Source organism: Pseudomonas sp. TMP9 (genome assembly GCF_037943105.1).
Lineage (GTDB): Bacteria > Pseudomonadota > Gammaproteobacteria > Pseudomonadales > Pseudomonadaceae > Aquipseudomonas.
In genome coordinates, this window is sequence record NZ_CP149803.1 from 650,720 (window position 1) to 670,359 (window position 19,640).

Consider the following 19,640-nt stretch of genomic DNA (forward strand, 5'->3'; position numbering starts at 1 on the left):
GCTTACTGGGCAGGGATGGGCAGCTGAATCGGCGACTGCTGGGGCTGCGCCGCTTGCTGTTGGCGGGCGGCTTCTAGGGCATCGGCTTCAGCCTTGGCCTTGGCTTCTGCAGTTTGCTGCAGTTGGTCGAGTTGCTCCGGCGTGATCTGCTGCAGGCGCAGAACCAATTGCTGGATCAGCTCGCGGTTCATTTCCTGACGAATCTGCGTCGCTTCTTGGTCACCGCTAATCAGGTTATTACCGTCTTGGGTGTAAAAGCTTTGCGCTTCCACTTTGTCGCTCAGCAACAGCAGGTCTTTGCTGCCACGAATTTCATACTCGAGGGTTTTGTTCAGCTCGTATTCGGCGGTGCGGGCTGCGCTGGTGAAGCTGGCTGCGCGGCGGTCTTCTTGTTCGTTGCTCAGCACCAGGCTGTAGGGCGCGCCCGGGTATACGCGCACGTTGTTGTTTTGCAGCACTTCACGCACCTGTTTGACGGTTTCGCCATAGGCGTTACGCGCGCTGACATCGAGTTCTTTCAGGGCGAACTGTACCTCACCGGTGCCGCGCAGCTGGAAGCCGCACGCGCCGAGCAGCGTGGCCAGGCCAATTACCAACAGATTCCGTTTGATCATCTTTTATCCCCTTGGCGTATCTGACGGCGCACCCTTGTGTGGTCGCGCCGAGCTTAATCAGTTGGCTACGATGTTAACCAGTTTGCCTGGCACCACGATGACCTTACGGATGCTTAGGCCTTCGGTAAAACGCAACACGCTTTCATTGCTGCGGGCACCGGCTTCGACATCCTCGCGGCTTGCGCTGGCGGGTACTTCGATCTGCCCGCGCAGTTTGCCATTGACCTGAATCACCAAGGTCAGGGTGTCTTGTACCAAGGCTGACTCATCCACGCTTGGCCAGGTCGCGTCAATAATGGCGTCGTCATGGCCCAGTTCCTGCCACAGCTGATGACTGATGTGCGGAGTGATCGGCGCCAGCAACAGCGCCACCGCCTCCAGACCTTCTTGCAGCAGGGCGCGATCTTGGCCAGTCGCCTGCGCCGCTTTCTCCAGCACATTCATCAACGTCATGACCTGGGCGATGGCGGTGTTGAATTTGTGGTGCTGGCCAATATCGATGCTCGACTGCTTGATCGCCAGATGAATCGCGCGGCGCACGGCTTTTTGCTCATCCGTCAGGCCAGCGAGATCAACTGCAACGGCTACGCCTTGGTTGACATGGCTTTGCGCCAAACGCCAGACGCGACGCAGGAAGCGGTGTGCGCCCTCAACACCGGCATCCGACCATTCGCAGCTCATGTCGGGGGGGGAGGCGAACATCATGAACAGGCGGCAGGTGTCGGCACCGAACTGGTCGATCATCGACTGCGGGTCGACGCCGTTGTTCTTCGACTTGGACATCTTCTCGGTGCCGCCAATTTCAACCGGCAGACCATCGCTTTTAAGCTTGGCGTTGATGACCTTGGCTTTGCTGTCGCGCTCAAGCTCAACGTCGGCTGGGTTGAACCAGTCTTTGCCGCCGTTATCGAGGGTGCGGTAGTAGGTTTCGGCCACCACCATGCCCTGAGTCAGCAGGTTCTTGAACGGCTCGTTGGACGACACCAAGCCTTCATCGCGCATCAGCTTATGGAAGAAACGCGCATAAAGCAGGTGCAAAATCGCGTGTTCGATGCCGCCGATGTATTGATCAACAGGCAGCCAGTGGTTGGCCGCTGCCGGGTCAACCATGCCTTGGGTGTAGTTCGGCGAAGCGAAGCGGGCAAAGTACCAAGACGACTCAACGAAGGTGTCCATGGTGTCGGTTTCGCGCTTGGCTGCGCTGCCACATGTTGGGCAGGTGCAGTTGTAGAACTCAGGCATGCGCGCCAGTGGGCTGCCGGCGCCGTCCGGGACTACATCCTCAGGCAACACTACCGGCAGCTGGTCTTCAGGTACCGGTACATCACCGCAGGTTTCGCAGTGAATAATCGGGATTGGGCAGCCCCAGTAGCGCTGGCGGCTGATGCCCCAGTCACGCAGGCGGAACTGGGTCTTGCGTGCGCCGTGGGCGCTGGCTTCAAGGTCGGCAACGACGGCATCGAAGGCAGCCGTGAAGCCCAGGCCGTCATACTGATCGGAGTTAAGGGTCGTCAGCCCGACCTTGTCGCCGTACCAGTCTTGCCACTGGTTGACGTCGTAATCCTTGCCTTCAGCGCTGTACACCTGGGTGATGGGCAGGCTGTATTTAGTGGCAAACTCGAAGTCGCGCTCGTCATGGGCCGGCACGGCCATGACCGCGCCTTCGCCGTAGCCCCACAACACGTAGTTGGCGACAAACACCGGCAGCTTGTCGCCGCTCAATGGGTGAATCACGAACTGGCCGGTCGCCACGCCTTTTTTCTCCATGGTGGCCATGTCGGCCTCGGCCACGGAGCCGCCTTTGCATTCGGCGATAAACGCAGCAATCGCCGGATTAGTCGCGGCGGCGCTCTGGGCCAGCGGATGCTCGGCGGCTACGGCGACGTAAGTCGCACCCATCAGGGTGTCGGGGCGGGTGGTGTAGACCTTCAGTTGGCCGTCGACGCCGACGCTGGCTTGGTCATAGTCGAACACTACATCGGCGCCGAAGCTCTTGCCGATCCAGTTGCGTTGCATGGTTTTGACCTGTTCCGGCCAGCCAGCCAACTCGTCAAGACTGCTCAAGAGCTCGTCCGCGTAAGCGGTGATCTTGAAGTAGTACATGGGAATTTCGCGCTTCTCGATCAGCGCGCCGGAACGCCAGCCACGGCCGTCGATGACTTGCTCGTTGGCCAGCACGGTTTGGTCCACCGGGTCCCAGTTAACGCTGCCATTCTTACGGTAGATCACGCCTTTTTCGAACAGGCGAGTGAACAGCCACTGCTCCCAACGGTAGTAATCGGGCTTGCAGGTGGTGACTTCGCGCGTCCAATCCACGGCCAGCCCCAGCGATTTCAGCTGGGTCTTCATGTAGTCGATGTTTTCGTAGGTCCACTTGGCCGGTGCGACGTTGTTCTTCATCGCGGCGTTTTCTGCTGGCATGCCAAAGGCGTCCCAGCCCATCGGTTGCAGCACATTTTTGCCCTGCATGCGCTGGTAGCGGGCGATCACATCACCGATGGTGTAGTTACGCACATGGCCCATGTGCAGCTTGCCGCTGGGGTAGGGGAACATCGACAGGCAGTAGAAGCTCTCCTTGCCTGGCTGCTCGCTCACTACAAAGGATTTCTGCGCATCCCAATGGGACTGCGCGGCGGCTTCGATTTCACGGGGCGAATACTGTTCTTGCATGGCTACCGGCACTGGGAATGAGGGCTTGCGGAAAACGCCGTAGCATACATGAGCCCTGCTTATTCAGGGAAACCCTGATTAAACGGTGGCCAGCGAGGTGCGGTCTGCCACATCTTGACGGCCGCACCTAGGCGGCCCCACCGTTTGTCGCAGCGGACTGCTGGTTGAGGTGTGGACGCTACGCTTGAGTAGTGAGGTGGCAAGCTGTTCCGGCACGAGGTGATAGATGGCAGGGTTGAGGTGCAATGCACCGGCAGGTGGGCTCTATGAGCGATTGTTGCAGCGCCTTGCCGTGGCGTTGGATGAGGCGGACAACTTGAGCATTGTGTCCGCGCAGCCGTCGCGCGAGCTGGAGTTGCGCGGCTTGACGCCTGCGGAGATGCAGCTGATCCGCGCGTACCTCAATCACGACCTGAACTGGCTGCGCGGCTGGCATGCGGCCGCGCAAGAAATGGCGCAGGTCGAACAGCCGCCCAGCTCTTGCAATGTCACCCGGCCAGGGCTTAAAGCCCGATACATGCTGCCCGCCAAGGCTAAAACTGTGCTCAAAGGTCGCCTGCAATTGTGTTGCGCCCTCTGCGGCACATTAGCGGGCTGGCAATTAGGCCGTGGCGTGCAGGCCTGCAAAATCTGTGGTTCGCAACTGTTCCGCACGAGTAATCACCGCTAGGCTTGCGCGCTCCCTTGGAGGTGCTCAATGCCGATTCGCTACATCCTCAAACAGTTCCTGCTGCCGCCCGGCCTGTTTCTGCTATTGCTGCTGGCCGCTTGGTGGTTGCGCCGACGTTTCCCGCGGTTGGCGCTGCTGTGTTTCGTCGCGGGATTAGGCGGCATGGGTTTGTTTAGCCTGCCCGTGGTTGTTGAGTGGTCGGCACGCGCACTGGAAACTGAGCCCGCATTAGATCAGCAGCAATGGCGCACGCTGGCGCAGCAGGCCGAGGTAATTGTGGTTCTGGGGGGTGGGCGCGAGCTGGCTGATCCCGGCTGGGGCGCCGACCAACCCAGCTTGCTGGCGCTCGAGCGGGTGCGCTTTGCCGCACGCTTGGCTAAGGCGTCAGGGCTGCCGCTGCTGACGTCGGGAGGCTTGCACTATGGCGCACTGCCCAGCGAGGCAGCCTTGATGGCAGACGTGTTGGTGGGTGATTACGGCTTGTCGGTGCGTTGGCAGGAAGGGTTGAGCCGCACTACTTGGGAGAACGCGACCGGCACGGCGCAACTACTAAAAAAGGCCGGAATCAGCCGCGTGGTGTTGGTCACGCAGGCGTGGCATATGCCGAGGGCGCGCTGGAGTTTCGAGCAGGCAGGTTTGCAGGTGATCAGTGCGCCCATGGGCTTTCTCGGCACAGCCAATGGGCGTCCTGCCGGTGGCTGGCTGCCGGAAAGCAAAGCCGTTTGGCAGAACGGTTTACTGCTCAACGAAGCAGTTGGCCTGTTGGCCTATCGGCTGTTTTATAAGGGTGCAGTTGCACAGCCTTAAGCATTGATCTGCTCAGCATGGTGGCACGCCACCTGGCGCGCATCGAGCAGGCGTAGTGCGGGTAGCTCAACCTGGCAGCGTTCGCTGGCGTGCGGGCAGCGTTGATGGAAGGCACAACCACTGGGCGGCGACAGCGGGTTAGGCAGCTCGCCAGTGATCTTGATTTTTGGCTTGCTCGGGTCCGGATATAGAGTTGGCGTCGCTGACAGCAGCGCTTGGGTGTAAGGGTGCAGCGGGCGCTGGTAAATGTGCTCGCTGGGGCCCAATTCCACCGGGCGACCGAGGTACATCACCAGCACATCATCAGCCACGTGGCGCACCACGGAGAGGTTGTGCGAGATAAACACGTAGCCGGTGTTGAACTGCTCTTGCAGGTCCATAAAGAGGTTGAGCACCTGAGCCTGGATGGAGACGTCCAGCGCCGAAGTCGGCTCATCCGCCACCAGCACTTTAGGCTGCAGGATCATCGCTCGCGCCAGCGCAATGCGCTGGCGCTGGCCACCGGAGAACATGTGCGGGTAGCGCTGGTAATGCTCAGGGCGTAGGCCAACCTGCTGCATCATCGCTTGCACCTTGTCGCGGCGTTCCAGTCGCGACAACGCAGTGTTGATCAGCAGCGGCTCACCGAGTTGGTCGCCGATCTTCTGCCTTGGATTGAGCGAGGCATAGGGGTTCTGAAAAATCATTTGCACGTCACGACGCAGCTGTTTGCTCTGTGCTTTATCGGCCCCGGCGACCTCCTGGCCGGCGATTTGCAAACTGCCTGAGCTGGGTTGCTCGATCAGCGTCAGGGCGCGGGCCAAAGTGGATTTACCGCAGCCCGATTCGCCGACTACCGCCAGGGTTTTACCTGTCTGCAATTCAAAGGACACGCCATTCAACGCTTGCACGTGGGCGGCGGGCTTGAACAGGCCGCGAGATATTTCGTAGTGACGGGTCAGGTCGCGGGCAGTCAGTACAGCGCTCATCAGGCCACCTGCGCAGTTATGTTCAGCGGGTAGAAACAGCGCACCGCGCCGCGCTCATGGTCATTCAGCGGCGGTCGCTGCGCATGGCAGCGCGCTTGCGCATAAGGGCAGCGCGGCGACAACAAACAGCCCTGCGGCCGGTCGTAACGGCCCGGGACAATACCTGGCAAGGTGGCCAGGCGGCTCTGGCCCAGGCTGTGCTCGGGGATCGCCTTGAGCAGTGCTTCGGTATAGGGGTGCGTGGGGGCGTCGAACAGCTGCGGCACGTAGCCAATTTCCACTGCTTGGCCGGCGTACATCACGCACACGCGCTGCGCCGTTTCCGCTACCACAGCCAGGTCATGAGTGATCAGCACCAGGCCCATGCCTTGCTCGCGTTGCAGGCCCAGCAGTAGCTGCATAATCTGCGCTTGAATGGTCACATCCAGCGCCGTGGTTGGCTCGTCGGCAATCAGTAATTTAGGCTCGGCAGCAATCGCCATGGCAATCGCCACGCGCTGGCTCATGCCGCCAGAGAGTTGATGCGGGTAGGCATTCAGGCGGCTGGCCGCAGCGGGGATCTCTACTCGGTCGAGCAGCTGCAACGCACGTTGCCGCGCTGCCTGACCCTTGAGGCCCAGGTGCTGGTGCAGCACTTCCTCGATTTGAAAACCCACGGTAAAGCTGGGGTTGAGCGATGTCATCGGGTCTTGAAAGACCATCGACAGGTCTTTACCGACGATGTGCCGGCGCTGTCGGCCTTTGAGCCGCAGCATATCGGTGCCGTCAAATTGCAGGCTGTCGGCGGTGACAATGCCGGGTGCGTCGATCAGGCCCATCAGCGCCATCATGGTCACCGACTTGCCAGAGCCGGACTCGCCGACAATCGCCAGCACCTCGCCCTTGGCCACTGACAAATCGAGGCCGTCGACCACGGGTATGGCATTGGCACCGCCGAAACGCACGCTGAGGTTTTTGATATCGAGCAGGTTCATGGGCGCGGCTCCGATCCGGAGCAGGCCATCAGATTTTTGCCGGATTGCAGCCGGGCTACTTGCATCGTCATCCTGATCATCCTCAGGCCGCATTCTTCAGTTTCGGGTCGAGGGCATCACGCAGCCCGTCGCCCATGAGGTTAATGGCCAACACGCTGAGCAAAATGGTCAGGCCGGGCAGGGTAACCACCCACCACGCGCGCTCGATATAATCGCGCGCCGACGCCAGCATGGTGCCCCATTCAGGCGTCGGTGGTTGCACGCCGAGGCCGAGAAAGCCCAGCGCGGCAGCATCTAAAATCGCTGAGGAAAAGCTCAAGGTGGCCTGCACGATCAGCGGCGCCATGCAGTTGGGCAGCACGGTGATAAACATCAGCCGCGGCAAACTGGCACCGGCCAGGCGCGAAGCAGTGACGTAATCGCGGTTCAGTTCGCCCATCACCGCGGCGCGGGTTAGGCGCACGTAGGACGGCAGTGAAACAATGGCGATGGCGAAGATGGTGTTGATCAGCCCAGGGCCGAGAATGGCGACGATGGCCACGGCTAATAGCAACGAGGGCAGGGCCAGCATAATGTCCATCAGGCGCATGATCGACGGTCCAAGCAGGCGCGGAAAGAAGCCGGCAACCAGGCCCATGAGAATGCCGGGGATCAGCGACATCAGCACCGACGCCAGGCCGATCAGCAGCGACAAGCGCGCGCCATGAATCAGCCGTGAGAGCAGGTCGCGGCCTACTTCATCAGTGCCCAACAGGAACTGCAACTGGCCACCTTCCAGCCAGGCCGGTGGGGTCAGCATAAAGTCGCGGTATTGCTCGCTGGGGTCGTGCGGTGCGATCCACGGCGCGAACAGCGCGCAGATAATCAGCAGGATCATAAATGCGAGCCCAGCTAAGGCTCCTTTGTTGAGGGCGAAGGCCTGCCAGAATTCCTTGAGCGGCGAGGGGTAGAACAGGCTCTGGTCTACAGTGGTGGTCGTCATGGGCGAGCTTCCAGAGTGTGCCTGTGTAGGGTGGATGACGTTTTTTTCATCCGCCGTTTGGACGTTGCGAGGGTGGATGGGTGAAGCGTCATCCACCCTACGGAAATAATGCGGCTATGCATGGTGTGTTCCTCAGCGCTGATGGCGAATACGTGGGTTAGCCAATCCGTAAAGAATGTCCACCACGAAGTTGACCAAAATCACCATGCACGCGATCAGCAAAATTCCGTTCTGCACCACAGGGTAGTCACGCGCGCCAATCGATTCGATCAGCCATTTGCCGATACCCGGCCAGGAGAAAATGGTTTCGGTCAGCACCGCGCCGGCCAATAGCGCGCCGACCTGCAGGCCGAACACGGTGAGCACCGGGATCAGCGCATTGCGCAGGCCATGCACGAACACCACGCGGGCTGGCGACAGGCCCTTGGCACGGGCGGTGCGCACATAGTCCTCACGCAGCACTTCGAGCATCGCTGAGCGGGTCATACGGGCGATCACCGCCAGGGGGATGGTGCCGAGCACGATGGCCGGCAGAATCAGATGGTGCAGGGCATCGGCAAATGCACCGGGTTCGTCCGCCAGCAGCGTGTCGATCAACATAAAGCCGGTAACGGGCGGAATATCATAGAGCAGGTCGATGCGTCCGGAGACTGGTGTCCAGCCCAGCCACACCGAAAAAAACATGATCAGCAGCAGCCCCCACCAGAAAATCGGCATGGAATAACCCGCCAGCGAAATGCCCATCACGCCGTGATCGAACAGCGAGCCGCGCTTGAGGGCGGCGATGACTCCGGCGATTAGGCCGAGTGTGCCGGCGAACAGCAGGGCGGCCAGCGCCAACTCAAATGTAGCGGGGAACAGGGTGGTGAATTCGCTCCAGACGCTTTCACGGGTGCGCAGCGATTGGCCCAAATCGCCCTGGGCCAATTGGCCGATGTAATCGAAGTATTGAGCGTACAGCGGTTTATTCAGGCCCAGGCGCTCCATGGCCTCGGCGTGCATCACCGGGTCGACGCGGCGCTCGCCCATCATCACTTCCACCGGGTCACCGGGGATCATGCGGATCAGCGCAAACGTCAGCAGGGTGACGCCGAAAAAAGTCGGGATCAGCAGTCCCAGGCGGCGTGCAATAAAAGCCAGCATGCGAGTCAGTGCTCCAGTGTGCGCCTGGCTGCAATGGCTGGGCGCTGTTATGCGGTGTATGCAGAGGGTGCTCGGTTGGCGAGGGGGCTAAGCCGCCCGCCAACCGACGTGTTACGAGCGCTTACTTGACGCCGACGCCGTAGAACGAGTTCAACGCGAACGGGCTGATTCTGAAATCCACCACCTTATTGCTCATCGGCTGGTAGACCGTGGAGTGGGCAATCGGGGTGATTGGCACTTCACGCTTGAGAATCACCTGAGCTTGCTTATACAGCTCGGTGCGCTCAGTGGTGTCGGTCACACGTTTGGCGGCTTTTACCAGCTTGTCGTATTCAGCATCGCACCACTTGGAGAAGTTGTTGCCGTCTACCGCGTCGCAGCCGTAAAGAGTGCCCAGCCAGTTGTCCGGATCACCGTTGTCGCCGCTCCAGCCGATTAGCATGGCGTCATGTTCGCCGGCTTTGGCGCGCTTGAGGTACTCGCCCCATTCGTAGGTGACGATCTTGGCCTTGATGCCAATCTTGGCCCAATCACTTTGCAGCATCTCGGCCATCAACTTCGCGTTGGGGTTGTAGGGGCGTTGCACCGGCATGGCCCACAAGGTGATTTCGGTGCCTTCCTTAACGCCAGCTGCTTTGAGCAGCGCCTTGGCTTTTTCTGGGTCGTAGGCGGGGTCTTTAATGCTCTCGTCATACGACCACTGGGTCGGCGGCATGCCGTTGACCGCCAGTTGACCGGCGCTTTGGTAAACAGCGTCGATGATGCCTTGCTTGTTCACTGCCATGTCCATGGCCTGACGCACTTCGAGCTTATCGAACGGTGGGTGGCTGACGTTATAGGCGATATAGCCGACGTTGAACCCAGCCTGTTCGGGCATGGTCAGGTTCGGGTCTTGTTTCAGTGCATCCAAATCTGCCGGGCGGGGGAATAGGGTGACCTGGCATTCACCGGCCTTAAGCTTTTGCATGCGCACCGAGGCGTCGGTGTTGATGGCGAAGATCAGGTTGTCGAGTTTCACCTCATCCGGCTGCCAGTACTCTTTGTTGCCCTTGAAGCGGATGACTGCATCTTTCTGGTAGCGGCTGAACACGAACGGGCCGGTACCGATGGGCTTCTGGTTAATGTCGGCGGCCTTGCCGGCCTTGAGCAGGCTGTCGGCGTATTCGGCGGACTGGATCGAGGCAAAACTCATCGCCAAGTTTTGGATAAAAGCAGCATCGATCTCGTTGAGGCTGAACGTGACGGTCATGTCGTCGAGTTTTTCGATCTTGGCGATGTTCGCGTCCATGCCCATGTCGGTGAAATAAGGGAACTCAGATGGGTAGGCTTTGCGGAACGGGTGATCTTTGTCGAGCATGCGCTGGAAGGTGAAGAGCACGTCATCGGCGTTGAAGCTGCGGCTTGGCGTGAAGTACTCGGTGGTGTGAAATTCCACGTTCGGGCGCAGGTGAAAGGTGTAACTCAGGCCGTCTTCGCTGATGTCCCATTTTTCGGCCAAGCCCGGAATGACGGCGGTGCCGCCGCGCTCAAACTGGCTTAAACGGTTGAATACGGTTTCTGCAGCCGCATCAAAATCGGTGCCGGTGGTGTACAGGCCGGGGTCGAACCCCGCCGGGCTGCCTTCGGAACAAAACACCAGGTTGCTGGCGGCGCTGGCCAGTGGGGTGCTGGCGATCAGCCCAGCGGCGAGTAGAGCCTGAATGACGGCGTGCTTACGCATAGTGACCTCATGGTTATTGTGGTTGTGATCCTGAGGGGGCTCTTGTGGAGACCTTGGCAGAAGCTATGCAGGGCGTGTGCCGTAGGCAAGAGGCACAGCGCATAGAGAACAGAAATGGCGACTCAATAAGCTATTGGTGTCGCATTTGTATAACTGTGCCGGGAAAACATGGCAAAGCGCCGCTATCGTCGGGTAACGGCGCTGCTTCTGTTTGTAGCAGTTTTTACGGCATCTGCACTTCAATCACCCCATCGGCGCTAATGCTGACTTGGCTGGTGCCGGCTTCGATCTCTGGCGTAACGGCTGCATCCATCATTGCGGCGCCCTTCATCGCCTCCATGCGCATCGGCCTGGGTGGCTGGAAGCCGCCCGTGTTCAGGCTCAAGTTGACCAGTTTGTAGCCGCTGCCGCCAAGCGCTTCAGTCGCCAGCTGGGCGCGGGCTTTAAAGGCTGCCACGGCGTCCTTGAGCAACGCGTCTTCATGGGTTTTACGCGTGGCGTCAGCGATGCTGAAGTGCATGTCGCCCATTTTCAGGGTTTGCAGCATCTGGCCAGTGAGTTTGGACAGCGCGCTGAAGTCGGCACTTTCTAAACGCAGCTCAGCGCGCTCGCGCCAAGCGGTGATCTGTGGGCCTTTGTCATCACCTTTATTCTCAGCATAAACCGGATAACTGTTACGGCTGCCGGATGAAACGCTAACGCCTTTGACCTTGCGCGCTTGGGCGATGCTTGCGTTAAGGGTGTTGCTGATTTGTGCGGCAAGAGCGGCGGGATCGCTGTCCTGAGCTTCGCTGTACAGGGTGACGTGCATCAGGTCATGGGTGATTTCCTGATTAACCTCAGCACGCAGCGCGACTTGGTTATAGCGAGCCTCTTCGGCCACCGCCGTGACACTCAACAGGGCGGTGGTGCTCAGTAGTAGAACAGCGGCAAGGCGGGGCAATGGCAGCATGGCGATTCCTTTATGTGGGGTGCGCAGGTAATGCACGGCGTTAAACAGTGTAGGCGCAGCTGTCTGACTGAGCAGCGCCACTCAGGTTCAACGGGTTTACAGCAGCAGCCCACTGCGGCGTGTTGCCGCAGTGGGCTGGCGGAGGCCTTGGTTATACTCGTTCGGCCCGCTGAATTAGCATTTTGGAGTTCTTATGCTCGCACCTGTGCAGCTACTGTCGGCGAGCCGGCAAAACCTCTGGCGCCTGACCCTGATCCGCATCCTGGTGCTGGCGGCGCAAGCCGGTTCGGTGGGGCTGGCCTATAAATCGGGCTCGTTGCCGCTGCCTTGGCTGGAGTTGAGTGTCACTCTCGGGGTTTCCCTGCTGTTGTGCTTGCTCACTGCGCTGCGCCTGCGCGGGCCGTGGCCGGTGACTGAGCAGGAATACGCCGCACAGTTGGGCTGTGACCTGATCATCCATAGCCTGCTGCTGTATTACTCGGGCGGCGCCACCAACCCCTTTGTATCCTATTACTTGGTGCCGCTGACCATTGCTGCCGCGATCCTGCCGTGGCTGTACACCATGACCTTGTCGGGTCTGGCGCTGGGCGGTTACACCTTTTTGTTGGTGTGGTCGCACCCGCTGGAATTGCCCGCCGGCTCGCGGGAAAGCCTGCTGATTTATGGCATGTGGTTGAGCTTTGCCTTGGCCGCTGGGTTGATTACCTTCTTCGTGGCGAAAATGGCCGAAGAGCTGCGCCATCAAGAAGAACTGCGCGCCGAGCGCCGCGAAGAAGGCTTGCGCGACCAGCAACTGTTAGCCGTAGCCACCCAAGCCGCTGGCGCCGCACATGAATTGGGCACGCCACTGGCGACCATGAGCGTGCTGATTAAAGAGCTGCGCCGCGAGCATCAGGAACCGACGCTGCAAGAAGACTTGGCCGTGCTGCAAGAACAGGTCAAGTTGTGCAAGCAAACCCTGCAACAATTGGTCCGTGCGGCGGAAGCGGATCGGCGTCAGGCTGTGGTCGAGCTGTCGTCGGTGGAGTGGCTGGAAACCACCCTTAACCGCTGGCACCTGATGCGCCCTGAGGCCAGCTATCGCTACCAATGCCTTGGTCAAGGTAAGCCGCCACGGATGATGCCGCCGGCTGATTTGACCCAAGCACTGTTGAACCTGCTCAACAACGCCGCCGACGCGTGCCCGGATAAACTGGATATCCGCTTGGATTGGGATCACCAGTGGCTGCGCCTGAGCATTCGTGACTTCGGCGCCGGGGTGCCGCTGGCGATTGCCGAGCAACTCGGGCGGCCGTTTTTCACCACAAAAGGTAAGGGGTTTGGCCTTGGTTTATTCCTCAGCCAAGCCAGCGTCACCCGTGCCGGCGGCACGGTTAAACTGTATAACCATGAAGAGGGCGGCACGCTCACCGAGCTGAAATTGCCGCGCGCCTATGGCCGAGTGTAAGGAAGTACCCGAATGAGTGACGAAGTTCTGTTTGAAGGTGAAGAGCAACCGCACTTGTTGCTGGTCGATGACGACCCGACCTTTACCCGCGTCATGGCCCGTGCCATGAGCCGTCGCGGCTTGCGCGTGTCCACCGCCGGCTCCGCCAACGAAGGCTTAGCCATCGCCCAGCACGACATCCCAGAGTACGCCGTGCTGGACCTGAAAATGGAAGGTGATTCTGGCCTGGTGCTGCTGCCTAAGCTGCTGGAGCTGGACGCCGAAATGCGTGTGGTGATCCTCACCGGCTACTCAAGCATTGCCACCGCCGTGGAGGCGATTAAGCGCGGTGCCTGTAACTACCTGTGCAAGCCGGCTGATGCCGACGATGTGCTGGCCGCGTTGCTGACCCAGCATGCCGACCTAGAAAGCTTGGTGCCGGATAACCCCATGTCGGTTGACCGCCTGCAGTGGGAGCACATCCAGCGCGTACTCAGCGAGCACGAAGGCAATATCTCCGCGACCGCCCGCGCCCTCGGCATGCATCGGCGTACTTTGCAGCGCAAATTACAGAAGCGCCCGGTTCGGCGCTAAGACCTACTCCGGACGGCATAAGGCCGCGTTTGCCATCTTCCCCTACAGGGCTGCAGTGTTTTGCGCCGATGGCGTTATCATTAGCCGCCTATCTAACGGGTTAGTGAGGGCTGCATGCTCGCGGTTGTACAGCAAACTATCAGTGTTACCGCGCCAGTATTCTCCATGCTGTTTCTCGGTGTGGCGCTCAAGCGTTTTGGGCTGATTGATGCGGGGTTTATCAACACGGCCTCGACCTTGGTGTTTCGTGGCACCCTGCCCACCCTGCTGTTTTTGGGGATTATTAAAGCCGACCTCAGCACCGCACTGCGCCCGGCATTGCTGCTGTATTTTGTCTTAGCGACCTTAGGCTGTTTTCTACTGGCGTGGGGGTGGGCGATTTTGCGCTGCCCCGAAGCGGATCGCGGCATCTACACCCAAGGTGCATTTCGCGGCAATAACGGCATTGTTGGCTTGGCGTTGGCGACCAGCCTGTATGGCGATTACGGCTTGTCGGTGGGGGCGGTGCTCGGCGGCGTGGTGATCCTCACTTACAACGTACTGTCGGCGATCATCTTGGCGATCTACAGCCCGCAGGCTAAGACGGATGTCTGGAGCCTGAGCAAAAGCATCGCCACCAACCCACTGATCGTCGGCGTATTGCTGGCGATTCCTTTCGCTGCCTGGCAAATCCCGTTGCCTGCTTGGTTGCTGACCTCAGGCGGCTATTTTGCACAAATGAGCCTGCCGTTGGCGCTGATCTGTATTGGCGCTACGTTGACCCTTGATTCCCTGCGCCAAGGCAGCGGCATGGCTGTGAGCTCGAGCTTGATGAAGGTGCTGTGGTTGCCGTTATTGGCGACGCTGGGTGCTGGGTTGTGCGGTTTTCGCGGTGCGGATTTAGGCATCCTGTTTCTGTATTTCGTCAGCCCAACGGCCGCCGCCAGCTTTGTGATGGCAAAGGCAGTCGGGGGTAATTACCAGTTGGCGGCGGCGATTATCGTCATCACCACCTTGGCGTCGGTAATCAGTACCAATCTGGGCTTGCTGATTTTGCAGTGGGGCGGCTGGATATAGCCCCGCGCTACATCGCACACACAAAAAAGCCGACGTTTGCGTCGGCTTTTTTGTGCCGGCGTTTAGGGCGCGGGGTTGGGCTGGGTTTTATGGATCGCATCGATGCTTTTGAGCACCTCAGCCGATAACTGCAGCTCACTGCTCGCAAGGTTACTGTCCAATTGTTCCAGGCTGGTGGCGCCAATGATGTTGCTGGTCACGAACGGTTGTGCCGTGACAAAGGCCAGGGCCATTTGCGCTGGATCTAAATCATGCTCACGCGCCAGGGCCACATAGCGCGCGCAGGCAGCTTCCGACTCGGGGTTGGTGTAGCGGGTGAAGCGGCTAAACAGGCTGATGCGTGCATTGGCGGGGCGTACACCGTTTGCGTACTTGCCGGACAGCATGCCGAAGGCCAGTGGTGAGTAGGCGAGTAAGCCACATTGCTCGCGTGTGGCGACTTCTGCTAATCCCACTTCAAAGCTGCGGTTAAGCAGGTTGTAGGGGTTCTGAATCGAAACACTGCGTGGCCAGCCATGTTGCTCGGCCAGTTGCAGCATGGTCATGGTGCCCCAAGGCGTATCGTTGGACAGGCCAATGTGACGAATTTTGCCGGCCTTGACCTGTTCATCTAGGGCTTCGAGCGTGTCTGCCAGTGAAGTGAACTCGCCGCTCTGGTGGCGGTAGCCGAGCTGACCAAAGTAATTGGTTGGCCGCTCTGGCCAGTGCAGCTGGTACAGGTCGATCCAGTCAGTCTGTAAGCGCTGTAGGCTGGCATCCACTGCGGCCGCGATGTGCGCCCGGTTATGTTTAAGCTGACCGTCACGGATGTAACCAATACCGTTACCGGGGCCGGCTATCTTGCTGGCCAGTACCCAGTCGGCGCGGTCGCCACGTTGCTTGAAGTAGTCACCGATGATCTGTTCGGTCTTGCTGTAGGTGTCGGCGCGCGGCGGTACGGGGTACATCTCGGCCGTGTCGATAAAATTCACCCCGTACGCTTTAGCGCGTTCGATCTGGGCGATGGCTTCGCTGGCGCTGTTTTGTTCGCCCCAGGTCATGGTGCCGAGGCAGAGGCTGCTGACCTTAAGATCTGTGCGGCCGAGTTGACGGTAATCCATAGCGAGTTCCTTAAGAAAAAACGGGTTAGCTGAATCGTGTTGATATTTTCCGCGCAATCTGCATAATTGCGCACCTCTTTCTGCAGTGGAAGTGATGCGCCGTCTGCCGAAGAATCTTGCCGTGTAACAGTCGCGCTGACCCGAGCCCCCGATAGCGCCTGTTTTCGGCTGCCTTTGACCTTGTCAAAGCACGCACTATTCAGTAAGATCCGCCGTCTTATTTATCAGGGCGGCCCCTGAGGCTATAAAGAATGAAAACTTTTACTGCTAAACCGGAAACAGTTAAGCGCGACTGGTTCGTCGTCGACGCTGCCGGCCAGACCCTGGGTCGTCTGGCTACCGAAATCGCGAGCCGTCTGCGTGGCAAGCACAAGCCTGAATACACTCCGCACGTTGATACTGGCGATTACATCGTCGTTATCAATGCTGAGCAGATTCGCGTTACGGGTGCTAAGACCACTGACAAAATGTACTACTCCCACTCCGGTTTCCCGGGCGGCATTAAGTCAATCAACTTCGAGAAGTTGATCGCTAAAGCGCCTGAGCGCGTGATCGAGACCGCGGTCAAAGGCATGTTGCCTAAGAACCCGCTGGGTCGCGACATGTACCGTAAGCTGAAAGTTTATGCGGGCGCTGCACACCCACATACTGCTCAGCAGCCCCAAGAACTGAAGTTTTAACGGAATAGTTCATTATGTCGGCGACTCAAAATTACGGCACTGGCCGTCGCAAGACTGCAACCGCTCGCGTTTTCCTGCGTGCGGGCACTGGTAAAATCTCCATCAACAACCGCACTCTTGACGGTTTCTTTGGTCGCGAAACTGCCCGCATGGTAGTTCGTCAGCCGCTGGAATTGGTTGAGATGACTGAAAAGTTCGATATTTTCATCACCGTTGTCGGTGGTGGTGTAAGTGGTCAAGCTGGCGCAATCCGCCACGGTATCACCCGCGCCCTGATGGACTACGATGAAACCCTTCGTCCTGCTCTGCGTAAAGCTGGCTTCGTGACTCGCGATGCCCGTGAAGTTGAACGTAAGAAGGTTGGTCTGCGTAAAGCGCGTAAGCGTCCGCAGTACTCCAAGCGTTAATTCGCTTCCTGCGTTCCAAGAAACGCCCAGTACCCTATCGGGGCTGGGCGTTTTTTTTGGGTGCTGGTTGGTTATGCGGCATCATGCCGCATCTGCGTAAGTCCTGATTTGTAAGGGGTTGCGCCTTCTCTACGGAGGTAATTACCTTGTCAGTAGAGGGGCTTTTCTTTACCATTTGAAAAATTTCGCGCGACTCGATTTTTACCTTGTATAGGCCTGAACTACAGGCCATAAAGCTGATGGGAGACGACTGAATGAGCAATGACGGCGTGAATGCAGGCCGGCGTCGCTTTCTGGTAGCGGCCACCTCTGTGGTGGGCGCTGCAGGAGCGGTGGGTGCCGCGGTCCCGTTCGTAGGGTCCTGGTTCCCAAGCGCCAAGGCTAAAGCTGCCGGAGCACCCGTTAAGGTGAACGTCGGCAAAATCGAGGCGGGACAGCAGATGGTTGCTGAATGGCGGGGGCAGCCGGTGTTTATCGTGCGCCGTACCGAGGAAATTCTCAGCAACTTGGTCAAGCTCGAGCCCGTACTGGCCGACTTTGATTCCAAGGCCTCTGAGCAGCCGAGCTATGTCGATCCGAAAACCCGTTCGATCAAGCCCGAGTTGTTGTTGTTGGTAGGCTTGTGCACTCACCTGGGTTGCGCGCCATCCTTCCGCCCGGAAGTTGCGCCTGCTGATCTGGGTGCTGATTGGGTGGGTGGTTATTTCTGTCCATGTCATGGTTCGCGCTATGACCTCGCAGGTCGTGTTTATAAAGGCCAGCCTGCGCCCTTGAACCTGCCGGTACCGCCGCACACGTATGAGACAGATGATGTGATTATCATCGGTGTGGATCAGGAGAAAGCATCATGAGTAAACTCATGGAGTGGATTGATGCGCGCTTCCCAGCGACCAGAATGCTGGAAGAGCATCTAACCAAGTACTACGCACCGAAGAACTTTAACTTCTTCTATTTCTTCGGTTCGCTCGCCTTGTTGGTGCTGGTCAATCAGATCGTTACAGGTGTCTGGCTGACCATGAGTTATACCCCGTCGGCGGAAGAGGCGTTTGCTTCGGTCGAATACATCATGCGTGATGTTGAATACGGTTGGATCCTTCGCTACATGCACTCCACGGGCGCCTCCGCGTTCTTCGTTGTGGTCTATCTGCACATGTTCCGCGCGCTGCTCTACGGCTCTTATCAGAAGCCCCGTGAGCTGGTGTGGATCTTCGGCATGTTGATTTACCTGATGCTGATGGCAGAAGCCTTTATGGGCTACCTGCTGCCGTGGGGTCAAATGTCCTACTGGGGCGCCCAGGTGATCATCTCGCTGTTTGGTGCCATTCCGGTAATCGGTGCGGACCTGACGCAGTGGATTCGTGGTGACTACCTGATTTCTGGCATCACCCTGAACCGCTTCTTCGCCTTGCATGTGGTGGCCTTGCCGATTGTTATTCTCGGTCTGGTTGTGCTGCACATTCTGGCCCTGCACGAAGTCGGTTCGAACAACCCAGACGGCGTGGACATTAAGAAGTTCAAGGATAAGAACGGTGTTCCGCTCGACGGCATCGCGTTCCATCCTTACTACACCGTGAAGGACATTGTCGGTGTTGTGGTCTTCTTGTTCATCTTCTGCTTCGTGCTGTTCTTCTTCCCGGAGATGGGTGGTTATTTCCTCGAGAAGCCTAACTTTGAAGCGGCTAACCCGTTCAAGACGCCTGCGCACATTGCCCCGGTTTGGTACTTCACCCCGTTCTACGCGATTCTGCGTGCGGTACCTGATAAGTTGCTGGGCGTAATTGCCATGGGTGCGGCTATCGCGGTGTTGTTTGTACTGCCTTGGTTGGACCGTAGTCCGGTGAAATCGATGCGTTACAAAGGCTGGATGAGCAAGGTCTGGTTGCTGATCTTCTGTGTGTCCTTTGTAATTCTGGGTGTGTTGGGTGTGTTGGTACCAACCCCAGGTCGTACGCTGCTGGCACAGGTGTGTACCTTCCTGTACTTCGCGTTCTTTATCCTGATGCCGTTCTACACCAGGATGGAAAAAACCAAACCGGTTCCGGAAAGGGTGACTGGCTGATGAAAAAGTATTTCGCAGCATTGATTATTGCGCTTCTGCCGAGCCTTGGCTTTGCCGCAGGCGGCGTCGAATATCCGCTGGACAAGGTTGATATCGACCTGGCTGATAAAGCAGCCCTGCAGGACGGTGCGCGCACCTTCGCCAACTACTGCATGGGTTGTCACTCAGCGCAGTACCAGCGTTATGAGCGTGTCGCTAATGACCTAGGTATTCCGCATGAAGTCATGCTGGAAAACCTAGTGTTCACGGGCGCGAAGATTGGCGAGCATATGAAGATCGGTATGCGGCCATCCGAAGCCAAGGCATGGTTTGGGGCTGCACCGCCTGACCTGACTCTGGTTGCACGCGTACGCGGCACTGACTGGCTGTACACTTACCTGCGTACCTTTTATGACGATCCAGCCCGGCCTATGGGGGCCAACAACATGGTCTTCCCCAACGTAGGTATGCCGAACGTTTTGGTGGCCTTGCAGGGTCGTCAGTACATTGGCTGTAAGCAGGTGCAAGTGGTTGAGGACGGTAAGAAGCAGTTCGATCCACTGACCGGCACACCCATTACCCATGAGGCGTGTGATCAGCTGACTATCGAAGCCAAGACCGGTACCTTGAGCACTGAGGAGTTCGACACGAAGATCCAGAATTTGGTGACCTTCTTGGCGTATTCGGCTAACCCGGTCAAATTGAAAAGTCAGCGCATAGGCACCTATGTTCTGCTGTATCTTTGCTTCTTCTTCGTGTTCGCCTACCTGCTCAAGCGTGAGTATTGGAAAGACGTCCATTAAGCCGCTGCAACTCCGCTGTTAACCTGCGCGCCCCTT

General features: G+C 58.5%; 19 protein-coding genes. 10 read left to right on the forward strand and 9 right to left on the reverse strand.

The genetic code is table 11. The features are described 5' to 3' along the window. Positions 1-2: 2 nt before the first annotated feature. Positions 3-614, reverse strand: a complete 612-nt coding sequence (lptE, locus tag WF513_RS03130; protein ID WP_339081361.1) for an LPS assembly lipoprotein LptE — start codon at positions 612-614, stop codon at positions 3-5. Between the two features lie 57 nt (positions 615-671). Next, entirely contained in the window at positions 672-3,284 is a 2,613-nt protein-coding gene (gene leuS, locus WF513_RS03135) for a leucine--tRNA ligase (RefSeq protein WP_339081363.1), read from the reverse strand. Positions 3,285-3,510: 226 nt separating this feature from the next. On the opposite strand from leuS, the gene WF513_RS03140 reads away from it, so the two are divergent. After that, the gene (locus WF513_RS03140; protein ID WP_339081365.1) at positions 3,511-3,954 is read left to right on the forward strand and encodes a hypothetical protein; all 444 of its coding nucleotides are present in this window, start codon (positions 3,511-3,513) and stop codon (positions 3,952-3,954) included. A 27-nt stretch (positions 3,955-3,981) separates the two neighbouring features. After that, a complete protein-coding gene (locus WF513_RS03145; RefSeq protein WP_339081368.1) occupies positions 3,982-4,761 on the forward strand; it encodes a YdcF family protein in 780 nt (259 codons plus the stop codon). Here WF513_RS03145 and WF513_RS03150 read toward each other — a convergent pair. The 6 genes from WF513_RS03150 to WF513_RS03175 form a co-directional block, all read right to left on the reverse strand. After that, a complete protein-coding gene (locus tag WF513_RS03150; protein ID WP_339081370.1) occupies positions 4,758-5,729 on the reverse strand; it encodes a peptide ABC transporter ATP-binding protein in 972 nt (323 codons plus the stop codon). The two genes, WF513_RS03145 and WF513_RS03150, sit on opposite strands and share 4 nt — an antisense overlap. Then, on the reverse strand, positions 5,729-6,703 hold the full coding sequence (locus WF513_RS03155) for an ABC transporter ATP-binding protein (protein ID WP_339081371.1): 975 nt from the start codon (positions 6,701-6,703) through the stop codon (positions 5,729-5,731). Before WF513_RS03155 ends, WF513_RS03150 begins: the two co-directional genes overlap by 1 nt. A gap of 82 nt (positions 6,704-6,785) precedes the next feature. Continuing rightward, a complete protein-coding gene (locus WF513_RS03160) occupies positions 6,786-7,685 on the reverse strand; it encodes an ABC transporter permease subunit (protein WP_339081373.1) in 900 nt (299 codons plus the stop codon). Between the two features lie 132 nt (positions 7,686-7,817). Next, positions 7,818-8,828, reverse strand: a complete 1,011-nt coding sequence (locus tag WF513_RS03165; protein WP_339081374.1) for an ABC transporter permease subunit — start codon at positions 8,826-8,828, stop codon at positions 7,818-7,820. A gap of 121 nt (positions 8,829-8,949) precedes the next feature. After that, entirely contained in the window at positions 8,950-10,548 is a 1,599-nt protein-coding gene (locus tag WF513_RS03170; protein ID WP_339081376.1) for an ABC transporter substrate-binding protein, read from the reverse strand. Between the two features lie 223 nt (positions 10,549-10,771). Then, entirely contained in the window at positions 10,772-11,500 is a 729-nt protein-coding gene (locus WF513_RS03175; protein WP_339081379.1) for an SIMPL domain-containing protein, read from the reverse strand. A gap of 193 nt (positions 11,501-11,693) precedes the next feature. Here WF513_RS03175 and WF513_RS03180 point away from each other — a divergent pair, with 193 nt between their 5' ends. The 3 genes from WF513_RS03180 to WF513_RS03190 all read left to right on the forward strand — a co-directional run bounded on the left by WF513_RS03180 (position 11,694) and on the right by WF513_RS03190 (position 14,576). Beyond that, positions 11,694-12,947 (forward strand): ATP-binding protein, encoded by a 1,254-nt coding sequence (locus WF513_RS03180; RefSeq protein WP_339081381.1) that lies wholly within the window; start codon positions 11,694-11,696, stop codon positions 12,945-12,947. A 12-nt stretch (positions 12,948-12,959) separates the two neighbouring features. Next, on the forward strand, positions 12,960-13,520 hold the full coding sequence (locus WF513_RS03185; protein ID WP_339081383.1) for a response regulator transcription factor: 561 nt from the start codon (positions 12,960-12,962) through the stop codon (positions 13,518-13,520). Positions 13,521-13,634: 114 nt separating this feature from the next. Then, a complete protein-coding gene (locus tag WF513_RS03190; protein WP_339081385.1) occupies positions 13,635-14,576 on the forward strand; it encodes an AEC family transporter in 942 nt (313 codons plus the stop codon). Positions 14,577-14,638: 62 nt separating this feature from the next. On the opposite strand, the gene WF513_RS03195 is transcribed toward WF513_RS03190, so the two are convergent. Next, positions 14,639-15,676 carry an NADP(H)-dependent aldo-keto reductase gene (locus tag WF513_RS03195; protein WP_339081386.1) on the reverse strand — a complete coding sequence of 346 codons (1,038 nt, stop codon included), beginning with the start codon at positions 15,674-15,676 and terminating at the stop codon, positions 14,639-14,641. A gap of 251 nt (positions 15,677-15,927) precedes the next feature. Between WF513_RS03195 and rplM the strand changes: the two genes are divergently transcribed. From rplM to WF513_RS03220, 5 genes are all read left to right on the forward strand, one after another. Continuing rightward, entirely contained in the window at positions 15,928-16,356 is a 429-nt protein-coding gene (rplM, locus tag WF513_RS03200) for a 50S ribosomal protein L13 (protein WP_007917032.1), read from the forward strand. A gap of 14 nt (positions 16,357-16,370) precedes the next feature. Next, on the forward strand, positions 16,371-16,763 hold the full coding sequence (rpsI, locus tag WF513_RS03205; RefSeq protein ID WP_339081387.1) for a 30S ribosomal protein S9: 393 nt from the start codon (positions 16,371-16,373) through the stop codon (positions 16,761-16,763). A gap of 254 nt (positions 16,764-17,017) precedes the next feature. Beyond that, on the forward strand, positions 17,018-17,614 hold the full coding sequence (gene petA / locus WF513_RS03210; protein WP_339081388.1) for a ubiquinol-cytochrome c reductase iron-sulfur subunit: 597 nt from the start codon (positions 17,018-17,020) through the stop codon (positions 17,612-17,614). After that, positions 17,611-18,822, forward strand: a complete 1,212-nt coding sequence (locus WF513_RS03215; RefSeq protein ID WP_339081389.1) for a cytochrome bc complex cytochrome b subunit — start codon at positions 17,611-17,613, stop codon at positions 18,820-18,822. The genes petA and WF513_RS03215 overlap by 4 nt, the downstream gene beginning before the upstream one ends. Continuing rightward, entirely contained in the window at positions 18,822-19,604 is a 783-nt protein-coding gene (locus tag WF513_RS03220) for a cytochrome c1 (protein WP_339081390.1), read from the forward strand. The genes WF513_RS03215 and WF513_RS03220 overlap by 1 nt, the downstream gene beginning before the upstream one ends. Positions 19,605-19,640 lie beyond the last annotated feature (36 nt).